The sequence below is a fragment of the Marinoscillum pacificum genome, assembly GCF_024714495.1.
GTDB classification, from domain to species: domain Bacteria; phylum Bacteroidota; class Bacteroidia; order Cytophagales; family Cyclobacteriaceae; genus Marinoscillum; species Marinoscillum pacificum.
In genome coordinates, this window is record NZ_JAMZMJ010000011.1 from 30,879 (window position 1) to 52,093 (window position 21,215).

Genomic DNA, 21,215 nt, shown 5'->3' on the forward strand with positions numbered 1-21,215 from the left:
CCCCGACAGACGAGCTGTCGGGATTGAAACCGCCTTCTAACTAGCTTAACCACTCGGTTAAGTCTCTTCTATTTCTTACCCATATCAGGTGGGACTACAGTAAGTCCTACTTTAAAAAAACCTCCACTATTGGAATTATAATTATAGCCATCACCTTGATTATCAAAATACTTATACATCCGCTTTGTACTCAACCCTCCTGCGAGTTCCAACCGCAACATTTCAGTTAAACGATAGGTAATCTCAGGACCAATATTAACCCGAACATAATTCAACTTATCTACTTCTATCTGAGCAAACGTATCCTGATAAGCATTGAAATTGGCTCCATTTGGTGTCACTTTCATTCCTAAAGTCCAATGAGCGTCCTTTCCAACCACGTAACTGTAATGAATAAATGCGGGTAGAAACATGCTAAAATGGTGCTTATCCTTCTTATATGCGTACTGAAACATGGGTAACAAAAGCGGCCTTCCAAGTCTTGTTGTATAAACCACTCCCCCTCCAATTCTGACTCCTTCATTTAATGTTTTGCTCGCTATAACGGACCCCAACATCATAAAATCATCTTCACTTAATGGTTGGTCAAAGTCAGAAGCCAGTGTTGGCGCAAGTCGAGTCATCAACATCCATTGTTCAGTTACTTTTATTATACTCACCATGGAATATGAAATCCGATGATACGTTTGAATTGATTCTATACCTAGCTGAGGATTCTCTAAAGTACTCTTCACCATTCCATAACTCAGACCGTTGACAAGAATAAGCTGCTTATCCATCAGCACAATTGGCGCCCCTACAAATCCTCCAAATTCATGAAACGAGGCCTCAAATCCATCGGCATCATCTTTCAAGTTAACTTTCGGATAATTGGCATATTCTATCCCAGCAAGTTTTAATTCCTGCGCAGCTATGCTCGAGCACGACATCAGTAGCAGCATGGCTATTAAGTTGAGTTTACTCATGACTCCTGCAGTTGAGGTGATTGTTTGGATTTTAGACCAAATCGTTCAATGAGATTCTCCATCACCAAATAAACGGATGGGACCAAAAACAACGTAAGTAAAAATGAGCTGGTCATCCCGCCAATCAAGACCCAGGCCATTCCATTCTTAAATTCCGATCCAGCACTATGCGAAATGGCCAAAGGAATCATCCCTAAAACCATAGAAAAGGTGGTCATCAAAATTGGTCTTAATCGTTCACGTCCAGCTTCAACTAATGCCTCCACAACAGGCATACCTTTGGCCTTCAGTTCATTTGCAAAGTCGACAATCAAAATACCATTCTTGGTAACTAAACCAAGCAACATGATCATCCCAATGATGCTGAAGATCGTCAACTGATTCATAGTAAGTGCCAAGGCCAAAAGGGCTCCAATAATCGCTACCGGCACGGAAAAGATGACCACAAAAGGATATACCAAACTCTCATACAAACTCACCATGACCATATAAACTAATACCAGTGCGATAATCAATGAATAAGCCAGACTTTGAAAAGACTCACGCTGGTTTTTGGCTTCACCCTGAAAATCCACTACAACACCCGTTGGCAGGTCCAATGCATCAACCTCATTCTGAATATCCTTCACCACATCGCCAGATGGTCTTCCCACTACAGATGAAGTAACTGAAACAGAACTTTGCCTGTTGGTACGCTGAATGATGTACTGACCAGTGACTTCTTTAACTTTAGCGACTTGCCCCAATTGGATCAATTGACCATTGCGATTGATCACTGCAAGCTGTTTGATATCTTCGATGCTTTGTTTGTCTGCAGGGTCTAACTCTACCCGAACGTTATATGAATCATCACCATCCATAAAGTCGATGTTATCATTCCCATTAAATGCCAACTGAATGGACTGAGCCACATCTGTCAGTGAAAGGCCAAGTAAGGCAATTTTGTCTCGGTCTGGAGATACTTCCACCTGGCTAGTGGTTCCTTTAGTGCTGAATCGTACATAATCTGATCCTGCGGTTTTTTCTACAATACTTTTGACTTTACTAGCTGATTGATAGACATCATCCTTGTTGGTCCCTGAGATGACGATTTGAATTGGTGAATTCACATTACCTGTGATTCCTGTTGGGATAACCGTAACCTGCACTCCAGGAATTTTCTCTATTTCATTTCTAGCCAACACCCCAAACGCATCCGCAGAAATTTCCCGATCATTTTTATCAATCATCGCGATGGATAGCTCAGCAATGTTCTCGGTTTTTCCCTTCGCCCCCGTTTGTGTTCCAACAAGTGTATAAACCGTTTTTACCTCTGGAAAGGCGAGAATTCTTTGCTCCGCTTCTCGTACGATGAGATTTGTTTCTCTGATGGGAGTTTCAGTGGCTGTTTCCAACTGAATGGTCAATTCTCCCCGGTCTCCATTTCCTGCAAAAGAGGCTCCAATAAAACCCGTTGGAATCAAAGCAAGGGACCCTATCATAAGTAATACCACCAATATGAAAAAATATCGCTTATGATAAAGGGTCCAATGCAACAACCGCCCATAAACAGCCTTCATTTGATTAATTCCGCCTTCAAATCCCAGCATCATCCGACCCCAGAAAGATGATTTAGTGAGATGCTCCAATTTTACAAATCGGGAAGCCATCATTGGAGTGAGCGTAAACGCCACCAACAAACTCATCATAGTAGAGATAACTACCACAAGGGCAAACTCTTTTAATACATTACCAATCAGTCCACCAGCAAAGGCCATAGGGAAGAACACTACCACATCCACCAAAGTGATGGCAACTGCTGTGAATCCTATCTCATTTCTCCCTTCCAATGAAGCAGTACGCTTGTCTTTGCCCATTTCCAGATGTCGGAAGATGTTTTCTAACACCACAATGCTATCATCCACCAAAATTCCAACAACTAGTGACAATGCAAGCAAAGTCATCAGGTTCAGTGAAAAGCCTAACAGGCTCATAGCAATAAACGTGGGGATCATGGCCGATGGAATGGCAATTAATACAAAGACAGAACTTCGTAGGCTATGAAGAAATAACAGCATCACCACACCTACAATCAAGATGGCAAGAAACAAATCTTCCATCACTGCATCCGCTGAATGCAAGGTATAGGTGGATTGATCCAATGCCACCACATAGTCTAATCCAATATCCTGATGCTGGTTTTTAAGCTCTACCAACCGCTCCTTCACTGATTTACTAACCTCCACAGCATTGGCGTCACCTGTTTTAAACACCTGCAAACCAATAGCCGATTTTCCGTTGATTCTATTGAGTGTAGTGATCTTTTCCTGAGTATCACTTATCGTCGCCACGTCGGTTAACATGATTCGACTGCCCATGCCATTATCACGAATGACCAGGCCCTTAAGCAATGCAACACTGGAATAATCTGCATCCATTGTAATGGATAGGTTTTGCTGATCATTAACGACGTTACCACCAGGAACAGAAGCAGTATTGCCCGCCACGACTTGATAGACTTGCTTTGGTGAAAGTTTATAAGCTTGTAGCCTATCATTTTTCAACAACACTTTCACTTCTCGCTGTTGACCACCTATTACATTGATATCGCCAACTCCCATCACATTGCTTAGATTGGGTTTTACCTCTTTATCTATCAACTCATAAAGTTCCTGATCTGAAATGGTACCAGTCACAGAGATATTAAGTATTGCAAAATCATCCGTACTAAACCGATTGACAACAGACTCTTGTATATCAACTGGAAGTGTTGATTTGATCTGTGCGATCTTTCGCTCCACATCTTGTTGAGCAGCTTTATCATCCACTCCTGACTTCAGCATTAGTTGTATCACCGAGACGTTTTGTAAAGAGCTGGAAGTCATGATATCAATTCCCTCCACTGTACTGATCACCTCTTCTATCGGCTTAGTAACCTTACTTTCAATCTCCTGAGGAGATGCACCAGGAAGAACCGTTTGAACACTTAGATTGCCTGTATCAAAAGAGGGAAGCAGGTTATAATTTAGATTGGTATATCCAATGATCCCAAACAAGATCAACCCTACAAATACTGTACAGATCAGTAATGGTCGATTAATCGAAATTTCAGTTAATGACATGGCAGGTTAGTCGATTATGTTTACAATACTTCCCTCTCTCAAGTTGATCTGACCAGTTGTCACAATGTGATCGCCTTCAGACAAACCCTTTATGATCTCCACATCGTCACCTTTTACCAGACCGGTTTCCACAGTTCTCATTACAACCGTTCCTCCTTCAACAAGAAAAACATAGGGCTCTTCGGCATCAGTAACTAGCGCCGACATTGGTATTTGAAGTACCTCCTCAGCAGAATAAGTCTGAAAAGAAACTTGCACATCTGACCCTCCTCTTAATCGATGGTCGCTAGTTTCTAGAAGCAAGTCGACCTGGTAGTTGTGATGTGCATCTGCCACTGGACTGATGAATTCAATTTTACCTTCGAATACCTTTTCTGGCAATATAGGTGTAGTGATTTTCGCCAGATCTCCTTCTGTCAATTGATATACCAGTTCCTGGTTAACATAAACCGTAGCCTTAAGTGTAAACACATTAGAGATAAAGGCAATTGGAGTACCCGGATTAACAAATTCGCCTTCCTTCACCATTTTGGCATGTACTACTCCACTGATTGGTGCTTTGATTGAAGTGTTCTCAATCTGTTTTTCCAACAATCTGATTTGATTATCTATCTTATCATGACTGTATTTAGCATTGAGCATATCCACTTTTGATGCAGCATTGTGATCATAGAGGTCTTTTACTCGATTGTAATCATCGAGCGACTTACCGAAAGCTAATTGTGCATCTCTTAAATTGATTCTTAGCATATCAGCATCCAATTGTCCAATAACCTGACCTTCTTTAACCCGAGTACCCAACTCAATGTAAAGTTGCTCCACCATACCACTGGCTTGTGTAAAAACCCTGGCATCCTCGATTGGTTGAACCACTGCCGGATAGTTTACAGCAATTGATAATTTGGATTTCTCTACAGTTGCAACTTTTACTGCAACTGGTATTTTGGTGCGATCCACAGGCACCTTCGCCTCATCCAGTTCTCTTTTGTTTCCAATAAGCTTGATCGTTGTAGCCACCATCAAGAGGACGATGACCACCGCAGAAATGATATATTTTTTCATGTTTAATACGTTACTTTAGAGTATCGATGAATTCCGTTAATGTGCCTTGTGCTTTTTGATAATTCAGTTGACTGATCATCAAATTGTACAAGCTGTTGATATAGTTGCTTTGAGCATTTTTATAAGCCGTATCGTCATTGAGAAAATCAGTTAATCCAACAGCACCTTGTTTGTATTGGTATTCTGTTACTTCCAGTAGTTCTTCAGCCAGATGAAGGTTGTCCCAATTGCTCTTAAAAGATGTATAGGCCGTACCAACTGAGACAGACGCATTTTCAAAATTGAGCTGCATGTTTCGTTGATTCAATAGAAAGTTGCTTCGATCATTCTCGAGAATCAATTGCTCCTCATGCAATTTGCTATAGCGACCTAAGCCACTAAATATGGGTACTTTGAGACCAAGACCTATGTACGAAAAGTTGTTCCAATCAGTGAAAGCCTGACTAAAGTCATTGTTTAGAGATTGGTAGGCATATTTTCCGACAAAATTCAGTGAAGGTAGATACTTCGCCCGCTGCATCTTCACATTGATCTCCTGTAGAGCAACCTGTTGTTCGTTTATCTTAAACGATGTTAGATACTCTAATGCTAGCTCATTATTCATTGGGAAACTTGAAAACGACTCATAGTCCAGGTCTTCACGAATAGTCAAAGGGTGGTCCAGTGACATTCCCATGGTATTCTTTAAGGAGTTTAATGCCAACTGCTCCTTACGAACTACATCTTCCAACTGGTAATTGGTAGTATTCAAACTAACCTTTACGCGATCGACTTCTTTATTCATGATCACACCTTGTTTTTGTTGGGTAGATAAGGTTGCTACAAGCTCTTCAAACTTGTTTTGGTTGGACTCCAAAATAGAACGCTGCTCCCTCAAAATGAGCACCTGAAAATAGGCAATTGCCGTGTTGTACATCAAGGATTCCTTGTTTAGCTCTTGCTGCAATTGAGTCATTGCCTCATACGGCTTGCCTGCTTTAATCCCGATGATCTTTGATTGATCGTAGATGGTTTGGCTAAAATCCACTCCTACCACCGTATTGTATTGGGTTCCAAATTGAACTTCTGCTGGTTGAGGCCCAAAGATTCCCGCTGGTAATACGGTGGTCTGGAGTTTCAAATTATCAGTGAAATTGGCCGATCCATTTATCTGTGGTAAGTAGCCAGCAATACTCTGCGTAGTTTGCGCTCTTGCAATACGCTCATTGTTTTCATAAACTCCCATTGAGGGATGATTCTTCAGTGTATATTCAATACACTCAGCCAATGAATAGGTTTCTTGCGCATGAAGACTAAAAAGCCACATCCATGCCATGCAAGTCGTCAATAATCTCATAAAAATTATATTATTCAGCGTTTTCGCGAAGACTAAATGATCTTTCTAGCAGTATTTGCACTCAGTATAGACCTTTTTCTCCGCCAATAATGATTTGTAAAGACATGGAAGCTGTAATGCCGCCAGGAGATTCAATTCCTCCAATATTGGAAGACCGTGTAGTATGCATGTATCCCGCATTCAAACCAAACATTGCTACTGGTGATAGTCTCATCGACATACCCAATGTTAGATTTCCGTATCCATAATTTCTAACCAAAACTTTCAAGTCCTTGTATTGCCCCTGACTCGAACTAAAGCCACCATACCCTCCGCCTGCTCCAGCTTTAATGATCCCTCCTTTTAAGCCTAGGTATCCTCTTGTAAATTCTCCTAAGGGTACATAATGTTTTGTGACAAGACCCAGGTTGAACATAGCACCTCCACTTCCTGCAGCATCCACATTAATGGATCCAGAATTGATAGAAAGATTGTTCACATGTTGCACCTTTGTAATAGGTAAAAAATCAAATTCAACTCCAAGCATCCAGTTTGATCTAAGAAAGTGCCCTACTCCAAAACCATAGCAAGTAGTATTTTTGGTGAGGTCTGCAGTGGTTACATAATCTGGTTCTGATGCTTTATTATTTTTGGTTATAAACCGCTGACCAAATGTAAAACTGAGCACCCATTTGCTAGCATACACCTTTTTCAAACTATCGATCACCAATGGTCTATTTTCCAAAGCAGCAATTGCTCTCGTGGCCTCTTCAAATGGCTGCCTGTTCCAGATAGTGGTTTGAGCATTTGATTTTATCGCCAACAGAAGTAACACTATTCCCAGAGCCTTTTTCATGGTTTAAAGCGATGAGCGCTTCCAGGTTTGCTGCCTTGTAAATCCCCTATAGGATACGGTAATTAACAACTCATCCTCTTTAGTTTTCTGAATGGTTACATCTGTAGTCACACCTCGTTTAGCCGCATAGAGACTACCTTCCCATTGTCCATTTCTAAACTGGAGTCCTTCCAAAATATCCATTCCCATTAGCGTTCGTTCTCTTAACTTCTTATCAGGATTGTTCTCATCACGTTTCAGCGCTCCACGACTGTCTGTTGGCTCATCCATCCATACAATTTTTCCTCTTTGGGATGTCCCTGCATTGTATATCTCCACCTTCATCTGGCCTTTTTCAGTAAGCCATATTCCCCGTATGTCATTCTGTGGTTTAGCGCCAAATAGAAAGGCTGCTGTTCCTAACGTAAGTATCAAAAAGTTTCTCATATGTCGATTGATCATTGTTTTTACTACAGCGAAATACGAGAAATCAGAGGCCTGCAGGAAGAACAAATCAGGCGAAGCAGGCACAAAGCAAGGTGAAGCGGACACAGCTAGAAGAACAGACTCAACGACTTGACCTATAGAATCACTTCAAGTGTTGATTTGTCCGCTTCAAGGAATTAGTGCTTTTAACATATAAGGAAGAGAGCCAGATTTGAATTCAATTAAGAACGCTACAATTAATTTGAATGAATTCAGCTACTGGATTACAAAAGAAGACTTCAACAACTATTTCTGACAAATGGCAACTCTTTGGGGTTGTTGTAATAATGTTAATCTGCTCAGCAATTCTACAAGTCGGAAATGCATATTTCAATGTCCCACCGATAGTTTTGGCAACAATGAGTGAAAGCTGTCAGGAGAACTTTACTCAGCAGTATTTATTCATTCAGAATACAATCCAACAAGAGGGATTGGAAGAATATATTCGATTAGATTCTACTAACCATGTTATCACGTTATACCCAGCTGACAATAATTGAATGACTATAATTAACTCCTATCCAACCCCAACTGTAACCGTTCATTAACATACTCCACCTCTTCTCGAGTGAGTTTAGAAGAACGTTTCTTGATTTCAGAATTGATCTTAGCCATGTCTTCATAGTGGAATGCTTCAAATCCGTACTCTTCCGATTTGAGTACATAATCATATGGTCCGCGCTGAGAAACGAGCTTTACAAAAATCGGTGACGTCTCAACCACAAGAAATAACAACATGATAAACCAACTAGCCAGATTGATCGCTGAACTCTTGGTGGTCAATCGATCCAATGCCTCCATTCTAGACGCCAATCCTGTGAGCTGACCTTCTTCTATTGCTGTCAATTCTGCTTGTTCTCTCGCATTCAAGTCTTGAATAGCCAACTCTTTCTCAGCGATGATTGGAGAAGTAGACGCAATCAATTCTTGTAATTCTTGCTCTACTCGATCGGCATCCTCTTTCTTGATTCGGTAGATCGGTCCAGGGTTTCTTTTGCCTGTCCCACCCGTTCCATCAGCCTCTTCTCTAGCGATTCTACGAAGCTCATTTCTGCTTTCTGTCTTTAGATCTATTTCTTGCTTTAGCTTACCGATTTCTGCATTTAATCTATTTCTAGATTCAACAAAGCGCTCTTTTACAACCATCTCTTTGAAAGCCAAATCTTCCTGAATCATAGAGGTTATTTCACTATTCACTTCCTTCTCAAATATCTTCAACTCCAATGGTTTCGCAATCACAATGGATATCACTAAGGCAAGTACCAATCGTGGCGCTACTTGTAAAAACTCTTGTCTTGGCTCTCCATTTTTTCGCATACTAGAGACAATAAATCGATCCAGGTTAAAGATCATCAAGCCCCAAAGAATTCCGAAAACAGCAGCGGCCACATAGCTATCAAAAACAGTATACAATGCGTACCCTCCAGCTAACGCTGCAAATATTCCAGTAAAGAAAACTGTAGCACCGATGCCCACATATTTACTCGACTCGGATGGCGTATTGGAGAGGATCTGACGGTTAGCACCTGAGCATAACCAAAAAAATTCTTTTAACCTGTTCATGAATCTATGAACGAGGAGTGTTAAAAGATGTTGTTTAGAAAAAAAGTAACACAAATCGCTGTCGAACATAATTTCGTCGAATAATGTAACTGAGCACTGTTTGAATCTCAAAATTTCCGATTTACTTTAATCTCAAACAATCATAAAATCTAAACTCTAGAACAAAATCCACCTTATGAAATCGATTTTTACGCTTTTGACAATTTGCATGGCATCATTTGCTTATGCTCAGCCTTCACAATACTTCATGCCTCCAGTCGATGATGACTTGATCGCTACTGCCAGGGAGGTTTTTGCCGTCACTCTAGATGGTGATACCGTACGAGGAAGAATGACCGGCTCTTTAATGATGGGCGGACAAATCCGTTCACTCAATATCAAAGATGATGATGGCAACAAATACAAATTCAAAGCTGCTGAAGTGAAAGTGGTAGGTGTAAAAGCAACCAACTTCATGAATAGAACCAGTGCCATGTCTGCACCCAATATGCCACGATTAATGGATCAGGATTTCAAAAAAATCATGAATCGCGAGTGGATCATTTTTGATCAGGCACTACTTCCTAAGAAAGACAAATATGCTCTGATGCAGTTATTAAACCCTGGTTTCGATAGCAAAATCAAAGTTTACATCAATCCTAACGCTGGCGAATCTGCTCAAATAGAAGTCTCTGGTTTTTCGATTCAGGATGGTGGAGATGACACCTCTTATTTGGTAGTGAAAGATGGCGAAAGGGCAGAGATCTTTAAGAAAAAGAATTACAATGATACCGCTCTAACTGAACTGTATACTGACTGTCCAGACTTTGAAGAAGCTTATTCTGGAGAGCGTTTCTGGTGGAGCAACTTCTCAGAACACGTGCTGTTTTATGATAAACTTTGTGATTAAGAAATTAGAAAACAGTGAGCCCAAAAGCTCACTGTTTTTGTTTTAAAGCCTTTCAACTCGACATTATCAAATTTTGTACTGTGAGCTGTTAATTAAAACCGCTATATTGAATGCGTTTTAAAAGCGATCACTGCCATGATTGATTCTTCATTACGCCCATTTTGGCGTAATTTTTTTCAGCTCAACTGGAAATTTGGGCTATTCTTAATCCTTGCTTTATGCATTCCCAGGTTTTTATTGGTCTTACAAGCCAACCAAACCAGTAACTATGGTTTCATAGGGGCCATGATGATCATATCAGCCCTAGTTCCTTTTATATTTTTAAGCAAAGCAGGGAGAGCCCAAATAGGGTTAATCAAATCGAATGCATATGGCATGCTCATCGCTGCCTTTATCATCGGGATTGCTTTGAGCTTGTTCTTACATGTGATTGGCAAGTTGTTGTATGAGGATTCTTTTCAAAACTGGTATGCATACATTGGTAAGTCCTACAATATTCCAGAGGTCATTTCAGCTTCAGATAAAATCACTCTGTTCCTGGTCATGGCGATCACAGGAATGATATTCAGCCCAATTGGAGAAGAACTTTTCTTTAGGGGTGTTGTTCATGGAAGTTTTGCCAAATCTATTGGTGATCAAAAAGCATCCATTGTAGACAGTCTAGCTTTTGCATTTACTCACATCGCCCACTTTGGATTGGTATTTATCAATGGCAATTGGAATTTCTACTTTGTACCAACACTTCTATGGGTAATCGGAATGTTTCTGGTAAGTATCGCTTTCTTCCAAATGAAAAAAAGCTCCGGTTCGATACTCGGAGCTGTTCTTTGCCATGCTGGTTTTAACCTGGGCATGATCTATTGCATTTTCTATTTGGTATGATTTATCGCTTCAAAATCAGGTATTCATAAGAGTCTAGAGTCAATTCTCCAGACAAATTCACACTTTCATTGGATATCGCTGATGTCCAATCACCTGCTACTTCAGTCGGAATAGTTATTCCTTCTTGATTAGCTCTAACGTTCGCTATGACCAACACTTCTTGTTGAGAATTAGATCGTGTAAAGATGACAACATCCGTTGTACTGTAAGAGGTCATATCTCCATTTTGAACAGCTGACAATTCTTTTCTTGCTGACATCACTTCTGCATAACCATTATAAATACTGGCATTCTGTGACCAATCGATCGGGTCATTGATCAAGAAATTAATCGTGTTTGGTCTGGCAACTTCCTGACCATCATAAATTAGCGGAACACCACCTAAATAAGCTGTGATCACAAAAGCGGTTAATGATCCTTGAGTGCCAAAATCATCCACCACACTACTCTCCCACGCATAAACGTCATGGTTGGTGATGTAGCGCAACTTTTCTCCTCCAGATGGAATACTTGCATATTCCTGATTGTGGGTATTGATGATACTCAATGCAGAGCTTCCTTCTGAAAACACGTTGCGGATGGCTGAATTGAAATTCCAGGCATAGTTCATTTCGAACCCAGCTGTAAAATTGGAAGTCTCACCACCTTCAGCCAGCCAGATCAAATCTTTATCGGAAGATGCATTCAACTCATTCAAAGCCTGAGTCCAGAAACTAGTTGGTAAAAAGTCTGCAGCATCGCACCGAAACCCGTCGATTCCTGCATCATCCAACCAAAACTGCATGGAGCTAATCATTTCAGCTCGCAAATCAGCATTGGTAAAGTCTAACTCCACTACATCTGTCCAGTTGGTTCCTGGAGGTGGAATCATGTTTCCATTGCTATCTTTTGCATACCAGTCAGGGTGATTGGTTACCCAATCATGATCCCAGGAAGTATGATTACCAACCCAATCTAAAATAACAGCAATGTCTCTGCTGTGAGCGTCATTGACCAGACGTATCAAATCATCCAAAGTCCCATATTCTGAGCCTACAGCTACATAATCTTTTGGAGCATAAGGTGAATTAATCCCTTTCTCTATCCCAACAGGAAAGATGGGCATCAGCCAGATGACATTAGCTCCCATTTCTTCAATATTATCCAATCTACCTTGTACACCTTTGAATGTCCCTACCGTACTCATAGCACGCATATTCACCTGATATACTACCATTTCCTCCATGGATGGAATGTTTGTGAATGATTCTACAATGACTGTAGCTCCCGATCCAGAAGGTTTTGGTGGAGTCAATCCATCATCCTGACAAGAGGTTAATATGGTGATCAAAAGAAGAAAAAGGTATCTCATAGGGTTGTTTCGTTTTTATGTAAAACACCCTGAGAGCGGACACCATTCATATCCAACTCCCAAGGTGATGCTAGTTGTAAACTATGAGGTTGATGGCCTCCTTATTGATTTCTGATTACTTCAAAATTCCACACATATGGACTCACAGAAGTATCTAAACTAATTCTTACGGTATAGTTTCCATCACTTCCAACACCAAAGTCAATTGCACCGTCCGTGTGAACCAAAGCACCTCTTTTGGTGAAGCTATCTCTAGGTCCAAGGTTGATATCCCAACCATCGTTCGCTCTAAATTTCAGTGCCCCGTTAATTAAATCTTCCGTGATTTCCCAGCTATTGTTTTCCTCGTTGTAAGTCATCGCTGTTGATGCATCCCAACTACCTGGAGTAGCCGTACCGATGATTCCCCATTGCACTTCAGTGAATGAATAAGTCAGATTAGTAGGATCTACAACCACTCGATAATGTCCGGCAGCAACAGGAATGTTATCCGTACCTTCAGTTGTCAATACGCCTTCAGAAGCAAAAGCATAGTTGTTTCCATCCCAGCCTGCCTGATCAGTAAACTTCACTTCATGTGCAGCATTGAAGTATGCAAAACCTTCGTAAACAGTAGTTCCATCTACATCCATCGGCTTCAAAACAACAGCGTTGTTCCATGGCTCCCATCCTGGATCAGTGAAACTTCCTGTCATGTACATTACATCACCATAATATTGACTAGCCATAGTTGTCACAGCAACTGCCGCAGCTTCTGATGTGATGGTTTCAGTGCCTGAAGTAGCAGTAATGAATAACTCAACAGCAACTTCTGCTTCCGGATCCTGACCAAATTCCTGATCAAGGTACAAGTTCAATGCCTCGTGGCTTAAAGTATACTCAACTCCACCAGTCAAACCAACCGTTTTGGCAGCATCTACACCTTCTCCAGCAAGTGCTAACTGAACAGAATAGATAATAGTATCACCCGCACCAACCACTGCTGGCGTCCACGTAACTGTTAATTTATCACTTAAAGACTCAGCAGTAACAGCGATTGTCGAAGTAGAAAGTGTTACGACAGCTGCTGTTGTTTGATCCGGCAAGAAAGTCGTTACACTCATACCTACAACACCTGAAACCAAATCTTCAAATCCTTGTGAACTCGCTACTACTCTGATATCTATCAAGGCTTCAGCGTTTCCTTCCATTCCTAAATCAGAGATAATTGCTGAGTTTAATACAGTGTTAGTCAAAGTGATGGATGTTCCAGTAACACTAGACTCTAACACAACAGGACTTGAAAAATCGCCTCCTTCAGCATCTAGCTGCACTGCATAATTCACTGCCACCTCAGCTCCAAAATCAGCTGCAGCCCAGGTAATTTCCAGGTTAGATGTCAGGTTAGCTTCCGTCACCACTATGGCAGAACCATCTGTTGGAGTAGATATTACTGGTGCAACTGGATCAGTCACTTCAGTTCCTCCATTATCATCGCCACAAGCCACCACAAACAGAAGTGTCAGCAATGCAGCCATTAGTTTAATTTGCTTCATCGTTTTCATTTTTAAATTGGTTAATTGTTAAGGGTTGATGGATGATTAGTAGCCATCGTTTTGTTTAAGATTTTGATTGAGACCAAGGTCAAATGATGGAATTGGTAAAAGCTCTAAATAGTCCGGTGTAGCAGCCCCAGCCTGGACACCACCTTTCCAGTCCCATCTCAGATCACCACTTGTGAATTGTTCAAATCGGATAAGGTCTGTTCTGCGGTGCGCTTCCCAGTAAAGCTCTCTACCTCGTTCTGACAGAATAAAATCCAGTGTCAATTGCGCAGCAGAAATATTACCTGAGACATCACCATAAGCGCGCGCTCTCAAGTCATTTACATAAATCAAAGCTTGTTCCGCACTTCCTCCAGCACCTCCTCGTAGCACAGCTTCTGCATACATTAAGTACACATCTGCCAAGCGGAACATTGGAAAATCTGTATCTACGAAAGTGAGGTCCTGACCAGGAGCATCAGAAGCAGTTACATTTTGAAATTTGGTACACTTATATCCCTGACCAAATTCTACCGGATTGTTGATGGTCGTGGTGGTTTGTCCATTGGAAGTGAAATAGGCACGCGTATCTTTGGCATCAGCAAACTCATTTTCCACAAAAGCCGTTGTAGGGCGATGGCCATACCATCCTCCGCTGACACCATTAGCTGGACCGTCACCTGTTGCTCCATGGATCAAGAAAGTCATTCCACCATAGTTTCTGGTATTCACCCCATCTTCTGCAACAGGGAAAATGATCTCCTGTCTCAAGCCATGGTTATCCGCTCGGAACAAATCACTGTATGTATCTACCAAAGAATAAGCTCCAGATTCGATGACTAGCTTACTGTATTCTACCGCTTTATCATACTGAGTCTGACCAGTGTATACACCGGCGTTCAGATACATTTTGGCTAGAAGTGTCCACGCCATTCCTTTGTCTACTCTTGCATATTCATTTTGACCAGCATCTACCAGATCCGGCAGTGCTTCGAGCAATTCGGTTTCTATAAAAGTGAATAGATCGGCACGTGAAATTTGCTGTGGTTGATAAGCACCCACACCATCTTCTTCCAAAATGAAAGGCACGTTACCCCATAGATCCAAAGCGAAATAATAGTATAGCGCTCGCAGCGTTGCAGCTTCCGCTCTGTAGGTGATCACTTCCTGCTGAAAACCACCACTCAAGCCATCAATTCGCTCATCAACAGCTCTGAGGTACTCGTTGCAAAAAGCGATATTGACATAGATACGTTGATACAAGAGTGATATCAAAGCATTCTGATCACCCCAATTTTGCTCATATAAACTATTGATTTTCGGATCGTTCCATGAAGACAAAGCTTCATCGGTAGTCAATTCCTGCACGGACCAGTAGGTTCTTAAGAAGGAAGTTTCTCCTTCATCAGGATTATCAATTTCAGGATCACCAAATTCCCCCTGTTGACCGGTCAAAGTCAATCCTGCATAGAGTTTAGCCAAGAATTGCTTGTACCCTTCTTCAGTATCAAAAACGTTATTACCGTTTATTATTTGTTTGGAAAGTGGCTCGGTATCCAGATCCCCAAGACATGAAGTCAGTGAAGTGATCATCAGTAAACTGAGCATTCCTATGATTATTTTATTATTCATGATCTTATTCATTTTGGGATTAGAAACTTGCTTTTAGACCGAGCATGTAGACTCTGGAGCGTGGGTAGAAATTGTTATCCATTCCTCCGCTTACCTCCGGATCAAGACCTTTGTAGTTGGTGATAAGTAGCGCGTTTTGAACTCCGAGTGTCACACTAAAATCCATTAGTTCATTGAATGCTCCTGGCAAATTGTAGGTCAGGTTCACGTTGTCTACTCGGAAGAATGACCCATTCTCTACATAGTGATCAGAGAGCCTTGTAAACTCACCAGCTTCGGTTATTTGCGTGTCATCCGCCTGAGTAGACATGTTTCTCAAATAGCCCATTCCATCATACAGGTTGTAATAGTTACTATTTGCAGCCACGTTGTTGTAGACGTAGTTATTGAGATTTGCTCTGGCGTTGATCGCAAAGTCAAATTGTTTGTAAGTCAGCCAGGTATTAAAACCTAATGTCACATCGGGTGTAGGATTTTGGAATAAGTAACGATCGCCGTTATCAATAATCCCATTGCCGTTTCTGTCAACAAATGCATTCGGAATCATACGACCATCCGCACCATAAACTTGCTCATAGACGTAGTAAGATCTAATTGGATATCCTACACGATACACTTGAGCTGTTCCATCTGTGGTACCACCTACGCTACTCGCAGATTCGTTCACCGTATATTCCGGGTCATCGCTGTTGTTGAGTTTGGTGATTTCATTCTGATTGTAGAGAGCATTGGCGTTCAATTTCCATCTCCAATCACCCTCATCTATCGCAATCCAGTTTAGGTTTACTTCCATTCCTCGATTGACCATATCTCCCACATTAGTAATGAGCGTTGCCACGAAGTTTGTTCCTGGAGAAATATCTACCAGGTTCAGCAAATCAGTTGTTTCCTTTTGGTAAACATCTACACTACCTGACAATCGGTTATTCAAGAAGCCAAAATCTACACCTGCGTTGATCGTGGTATTCGTTTCCCATTTCAAGTAGGCATCGTATCCATCCGGACGAAGCGTATTGTAAAAGGTATTTCCTAGCTGATAACGCGCCGTTTGATTACTTAAGGTGTACGTTGGAATGTAAGGATAATCGTTGCTTACCACATCCTGTTGACCTGTGACACCATATCCTAATCGAAGTTTCAAATCAGAGAATAATGGACTGGACTTCATAAAATTCTCGTCCTTGATATTCCATGCCAAAGCCACAGACGGGAACCATCCAGAACGCTGATCCGGTCCGAAACGAGAAGTTTGATCGTTTCTCAAGGTAACGGTCAGCAAATACTTATCCTTTAAGGTATAGTTTACCCGACCAAAGAAGGATATCAGGTAATATTCAGTAGGAAAGTCATTACCACGCTGAAAAACCGTTTTATCACCACTCCAGGTAGAGTCTGTATCATGACTGTAAAAATGTGACCAGGAATAACCTGCCATTACATCAAGATTACTTCCCAACCCTTCCAGATCTTTTTTGTAGTTCACATAGAAGTCAAGCAATTCATTCTGACGCTCATTTTCATAAATGGAAGTTCTACCTCCCTCTGGTACGGGAATATAAATCCACTGCGTGCTGTCAGCAACATTGTTGTGACCCTCAGAAACAGCATAGTCATATCCCAAATTCAACGTCGCAACCAAGCCATCCAAGATCTCATAATCTGCTTTTACATTTCCTATGCTTCGCAATACCTGAGAAGTATTATCTGTCAGGGCTAATTGTGCAACCGGATTGGCCGTTCCCAGTGTGATCGGATTACCATTGACATTTTCAGGATTATCCGTTAAAGTAGTATAACCTCGGTAGCGAGTATTGCCATTGTAGATAGGAAAAGTCGGATTGTAGGCAACAGCATTAGCAATTGCTCCTTGATCAGCGAAATTGTTGTTATTCACCATTCCCTTCACATTGAGCTGCATCTTCAGCTTGCCGTTTAAGAAACTTGGATCTAGACCCAAGGCAACCGTTGTTCGTTCGAAGTTGTAGGTTTTCAGCACACCATCGGTATTGTTGTAACCAACAGAAGCACGGTATTTCAAATTATCTGTAGAGCCAGACAAGCTAAGGTTGTGGTCCTGACCAAATGCATCTTTGTAAATCGCATCCTGCCAATCGGTATTTGCATCTCCTAAATAGTTTCTTGCATCATGATCAGCAGCATATTGCTCCTCTATCAGCGCTCGAAATTCATCTCCAGAATAAACATTTAGTTTATTCGGTGTTGTATAGAACGAACCTGTGAAATTGTAATCCACTTGAAGCTTCTTGCTAGCACCACGCTTTGTGGTAATCAAGATCACACCACCTGCAGCTCTGGAGCCATAGATAGCTGTTGCAGAGGCATCTTTCAAGACAGTGAAAGTCTCAATGTCGTTCGGGTTGATTGTTGATAAGATGTTTGGTGCTCCTCCAACTCCTTTGTTGTTCAACGGCACTCCGTCCACAACAATCAATGGATCGTTGCTCGCATAGATCGACGAAGCTCCACGAATACGGATAGTAGAAGTATTTCCTGGTGCGCCACTATTGGATGTGATGGTCACTCCGGCAGCCTTCCCTTGAATCAATTCCTGAGGTGAGTTGACAGCACCTTTGTTGAAATCCTTGCTGCTTACAACAGCAACAGAACCCGTAGCATCTGATTTCTTGACAGAACCATAACCCACTACCACAACTTCATCTAAAGCAGCGATATCTGGAGCCATCGCCACCTTGATCGTTGTTTGATCATTCACTTTAATCTCCTGAGAGACAAAGCCCACAAAAGAAACGGCAATAACCGCATCCCCTTGCCACGAAGGCACGGCGATAGAAAAATTACCATCCATATCCGTTATAGTCCCATTGGACGTCCCCTTCACCAGCACTGTGGCTCCCGGTAGTCCTTCACCTGAATCTGCATCTGTGACTTGTCCGGTAAGGGTAATATCTCCCTGGGCATTCAGACCAAGGACGGACAAAATCAGCAATACAGGTAAAATGTATTTCATCATTTTCAAGTCTGTTAGTTTCATTTACATTGTTATTTTGAGTTGGTGGAAATTCAATTTGTAGTCATCTTATTATTCCAATAAATGGAATCGGATCGCTTGTCCTCCTCCCGGAGCGAGCTTGAGTTCGAGCTGATCAGTGGCTGTCACAGTACTGGAAGTAATTTCAATCGCTGTTGGATTGGATTCCATATCAGCATCTGCGGCATCTGCATAGATCTCGGCCTGATATTTTCTATTAGGCAATAAGAACCCTAGATCAATGGACAATTCCTTCGCTTGTTCATCTGTAGCACTTCCCAGATACCAGTCGTCACTGTTTCGATCTTTCCTGACAATGGTCAGATAGTCACCGATTTTCGCATTAAGTACCCGAGTTTCTTCCCAGTCTGTCGGCACATCCCGTATGAATTGGAATGCCGGTTGACCTTCGTAGTTTTCTGGCAAATCGGCAGCCATTTGCAATGGACTATAGATCGTCACATAAAGTGCTAGCTGCTTCGCCAACGTGGTATGCACTCGATTTTCCGGACGCTCTTCGATGAGGATATCAAAAATCCCAGGAGTGTAGTCTAAAGGACCCGCCAGGCATCTGGTAAATGGTAATATCACCGTATGCTCCGGCGGGTTACCCGCGCTCCACGCTTCGTACTCCGTACCTCGTGCACCTTCTCTGGTCATGAGGTTTGGATAGGTTCTTCTTAAACCAGTTGCTTTTACTGGTTCATGTATGTCTAATGCTATTTGATGCGCAGCAGCCATCTCTACTACTCGCTGATAGTGCCGCACCATGTACTGCCCTTGATGAAACTCGCCAGATGGTTGTCTGGTCACATAACCTGTCTTGACGCTATGTACACCATGCTTTTGATAAAAGGCAAAAGCTTCCGGTAATTGACTTTCGTAGTTCTCAATGTTGCCACCTGTTTCGTGGTGACCAATTAAACCTACATTATGCTCTTGGGCGTATTGACTCAAATCCGCAAGGTCGAAATCCGGATAAGGTGTGGTAAAGTTGAATCGACCTAAGCTCCAGTCATAATCCCAACCTTCATTCCAGCCTTCCACAAGGACACCTGACAAACCATTCGCTGCAGCAAAATCAATGTATTGTTTAACTACAGGAGAAGCGGCACCATGATTAGGCCCTTTTTTCCAGGTGTATTTATTCAAATGCATTCCCCACCAAATACCATTGTATTTCTCAGGTTTCACATAGCCCAAATCTTGCAGTTTGTTTGGCTCATTTAAGTTCAGCACCAGATATGAAGTGATCAGATCACCAGCGCTTTTCGCAATTTGAATGGTTCTCCAGGGAGTCTTCATTGGAGCACTGGTTTTCACTTTCTCACCAGTTGACCAGGGAACCAAATCGCATTTAAGTTCTTTCCCTACTGGATTTAAAGTCATCCCCGCATAGTCAACCAGAGCAGCTTCATGAATGGAGACGAACAAACTGTCTCCAGCTTCCATTGTGAATGGAGTATGCACTTTCTGTCCGATCTCACTCAAATTGTTTTGCGAAAACAAAAACTCTGAGTCAATCTCATCTCCATAAGCAGGAATCCACCAGGCCTTTAAGTCAGACCACATGTTGAAAGCAGTAAGCTCATTGGTGATCACAAAGTCTTTCAGGTTTTCCTGCTCTGGAAACTCATATCGAAAACCAAGTCCGTCATCAAACACTCTGAAATTGAGTTTAACGATTCGCTGGAGATTTGACTTTTCCTGAAGAGTGACCACCAACCCATTGTAATGATTGCGGATATTCTTCACCTCTCCCCAGGGCTGAGACCAGGTTTCATCAAAAGTTGATTGCTGCACGTCAATGATTTGGAGGTTGTCTCTAATAGCTGACTGATTCTGAATTTCAAAACCGAGTTGTGAATCAGTTACCAACACTGCACCATCCTTCTTTACTTGATAGAAGGGCTGGTCATTGACCAATTTGAACTGTAGCTCTATAGAACCATCAGGAGAAAGCACTACTGTTTCAGATGAACATGCAGTAGCCAAAATCAGGATCAATAGTCCTGCTACAAAAGTCTTTGCTCTTAGCATCATTTAGGGTTTTGAAAACATCACTATTCCGAGCTATCAGGGTGAATTAGATCACTCAGAAATTCGTTTTCACAAAAGAGTCAGTCTTGCAAAGGAATTTCAAAAAACATGCATTTTGTATAGAAAATATTTAACACTAAAACACATTAAACATCTTATTATCAATCAGTTAAATATTTTCTTAATCATTAAAAATATAGACGTTATATAGTCTGAATTAAGGTATTTCTAACCCCAATTAAGCTATCGAAACTACTTACAGAAAGGAATAGCACATTTCTAAGGATTCTTTTAGATGGGAGATGATAGATTTTAGACTATAAACTGAAGAATTAGGTTTTAAAGCAGAGTATAAACAGCCACGCTAATAAGATTGTAGCCTCAAAACTCAATTCATTTCCTTATTCGAAAATCAATTTGTTTGCCCCTATACCCTGAAGGGAGCAAATTGATTTATTTACATCACCTGGACTGTCATACGACTTAGTTGATTAATTAGCCTTAAAACCAATATTGTACCTTCCTCACAAATTACAACAGCTTCAATCAATTGCGCATAAA

15 protein-coding genes are annotated in these 21,215 nt (G+C 41.5%); 3 read left to right on the plus strand and 12 right to left on the minus strand.

All coding sequences use genetic code 11. The features are described 5' to 3' along the window. Window positions 1-68: 68 nt before the first annotated feature. The 6 genes from NXS00_RS20180 to NXS00_RS20205 all read right to left on the minus strand — a co-directional run bounded on the left by NXS00_RS20180 (window position 69) and on the right by NXS00_RS20205 (window position 7,725). On the minus strand, window positions 69-965 hold the full coding sequence (locus NXS00_RS20180) for a DUF6268 family outer membrane beta-barrel protein (RefSeq protein WP_258101082.1): 897 nt from the start codon (window positions 963-965) through the stop codon (window positions 69-71). Continuing rightward, the gene (locus NXS00_RS20185) at window positions 962-4,066 is read right to left on the minus strand and encodes an efflux RND transporter permease subunit (RefSeq protein WP_258101083.1); all 3,105 of its coding nucleotides are present in this window, start codon (window positions 4,064-4,066) and stop codon (window positions 962-964) included. Before NXS00_RS20185 ends, NXS00_RS20180 begins: the two co-directional genes overlap by 4 nt. A gap of 6 nt (window positions 4,067-4,072) precedes the next feature. Then, window positions 4,073-5,128, minus strand: a complete 1,056-nt coding sequence (locus tag NXS00_RS20190) for an efflux RND transporter periplasmic adaptor subunit (RefSeq protein ID WP_258101084.1) — start codon at window positions 5,126-5,128, stop codon at window positions 4,073-4,075. Window positions 5,129-5,138: 10 nt separating this feature from the next. Then, complete coding sequence (locus tag NXS00_RS20195) at window positions 5,139-6,464, minus strand: TolC family protein (protein WP_258101085.1); 1,326 nt, start codon at window positions 6,462-6,464, stop codon at window positions 5,139-5,141. Window positions 6,465-6,525: 61 nt separating this feature from the next. Next, the gene (locus NXS00_RS20200; RefSeq protein WP_258101086.1) at window positions 6,526-7,299 is read right to left on the minus strand and encodes a hypothetical protein; all 774 of its coding nucleotides are present in this window, start codon (window positions 7,297-7,299) and stop codon (window positions 6,526-6,528) included. A 3-nt stretch (window positions 7,300-7,302) separates the two neighbouring features. Further along, window positions 7,303-7,725 carry a DUF2147 domain-containing protein gene (locus NXS00_RS20205; RefSeq protein ID WP_258101087.1) on the minus strand — a complete coding sequence of 141 codons (423 nt, stop codon included), beginning with the start codon at window positions 7,723-7,725 and terminating at the stop codon, window positions 7,303-7,305. 245 nt (window positions 7,726-7,970) lie between these two features. On the opposite strand from NXS00_RS20205, the gene NXS00_RS20210 reads away from it, so the two are divergent. Then, complete coding sequence (locus NXS00_RS20210) at window positions 7,971-8,264, plus strand: hypothetical protein (RefSeq protein ID WP_258101088.1); 294 nt, start codon at window positions 7,971-7,973, stop codon at window positions 8,262-8,264. A 10-nt stretch (window positions 8,265-8,274) separates the two neighbouring features. Here NXS00_RS20210 and NXS00_RS20215 read toward each other — a convergent pair whose 3' ends face one another. Continuing rightward, window positions 8,275-9,327 carry a DUF4407 domain-containing protein gene (locus NXS00_RS20215; protein ID WP_258101089.1) on the minus strand — a complete coding sequence of 351 codons (1,053 nt, stop codon included), beginning with the start codon at window positions 9,325-9,327 and terminating at the stop codon, window positions 8,275-8,277. 175 nt (window positions 9,328-9,502) lie between these two features. Between NXS00_RS20215 and NXS00_RS20220 the strand changes: the two genes are divergently transcribed. Next, window positions 9,503-10,216, plus strand: a complete 714-nt coding sequence (locus NXS00_RS20220) for a hypothetical protein (protein WP_258101090.1) — start codon at window positions 9,503-9,505, stop codon at window positions 10,214-10,216. Window positions 10,217-10,501: 285 nt separating this feature from the next. Beyond that, the gene (locus NXS00_RS20225; protein WP_258101091.1) at window positions 10,502-11,098 is read left to right on the plus strand and encodes a CPBP family intramembrane glutamic endopeptidase; all 597 of its coding nucleotides are present in this window, start codon (window positions 10,502-10,504) and stop codon (window positions 11,096-11,098) included. 1 nt (window position 11,099) lies between these two features. On the opposite strand, the gene NXS00_RS20230 is transcribed toward NXS00_RS20225, so the two are convergent. From NXS00_RS20230 to NXS00_RS20250, 5 genes are all read right to left on the minus strand, one after another. Beyond that, window positions 11,100-12,449 (minus strand): alpha-amylase family glycosyl hydrolase, encoded by a 1,350-nt coding sequence (locus NXS00_RS20230; RefSeq protein WP_258101092.1) that lies wholly within the window; start codon window positions 12,447-12,449, stop codon window positions 11,100-11,102. A 101-nt stretch (window positions 12,450-12,550) separates the two neighbouring features. Next, a complete protein-coding gene (locus NXS00_RS20235) occupies window positions 12,551-13,993 on the minus strand; it encodes a SusE domain-containing protein (protein ID WP_258101093.1) in 1,443 nt (480 codons plus the stop codon). 36 nt (window positions 13,994-14,029) lie between these two features. Next, on the minus strand, window positions 14,030-15,604 hold the full coding sequence (locus NXS00_RS20240; protein WP_258101094.1) for a RagB/SusD family nutrient uptake outer membrane protein: 1,575 nt from the start codon (window positions 15,602-15,604) through the stop codon (window positions 14,030-14,032). Window positions 15,605-15,623: 19 nt separating this feature from the next. Continuing rightward, window positions 15,624-18,617 carry a SusC/RagA family TonB-linked outer membrane protein gene (locus tag NXS00_RS20245; protein WP_258101095.1) on the minus strand — a complete coding sequence of 998 codons (2,994 nt, stop codon included), beginning with the start codon at window positions 18,615-18,617 and terminating at the stop codon, window positions 15,624-15,626. 48 nt (window positions 18,618-18,665) lie between these two features. Continuing rightward, window positions 18,666-20,657: a glycoside hydrolase family 97 protein gene (locus tag NXS00_RS20250; RefSeq protein ID WP_258101096.1), complete on the minus strand. Its 1,992-nt coding sequence runs from the start codon at window positions 20,655-20,657 to the stop codon at window positions 18,666-18,668. Window positions 20,658-21,215 lie beyond the last annotated feature (558 nt).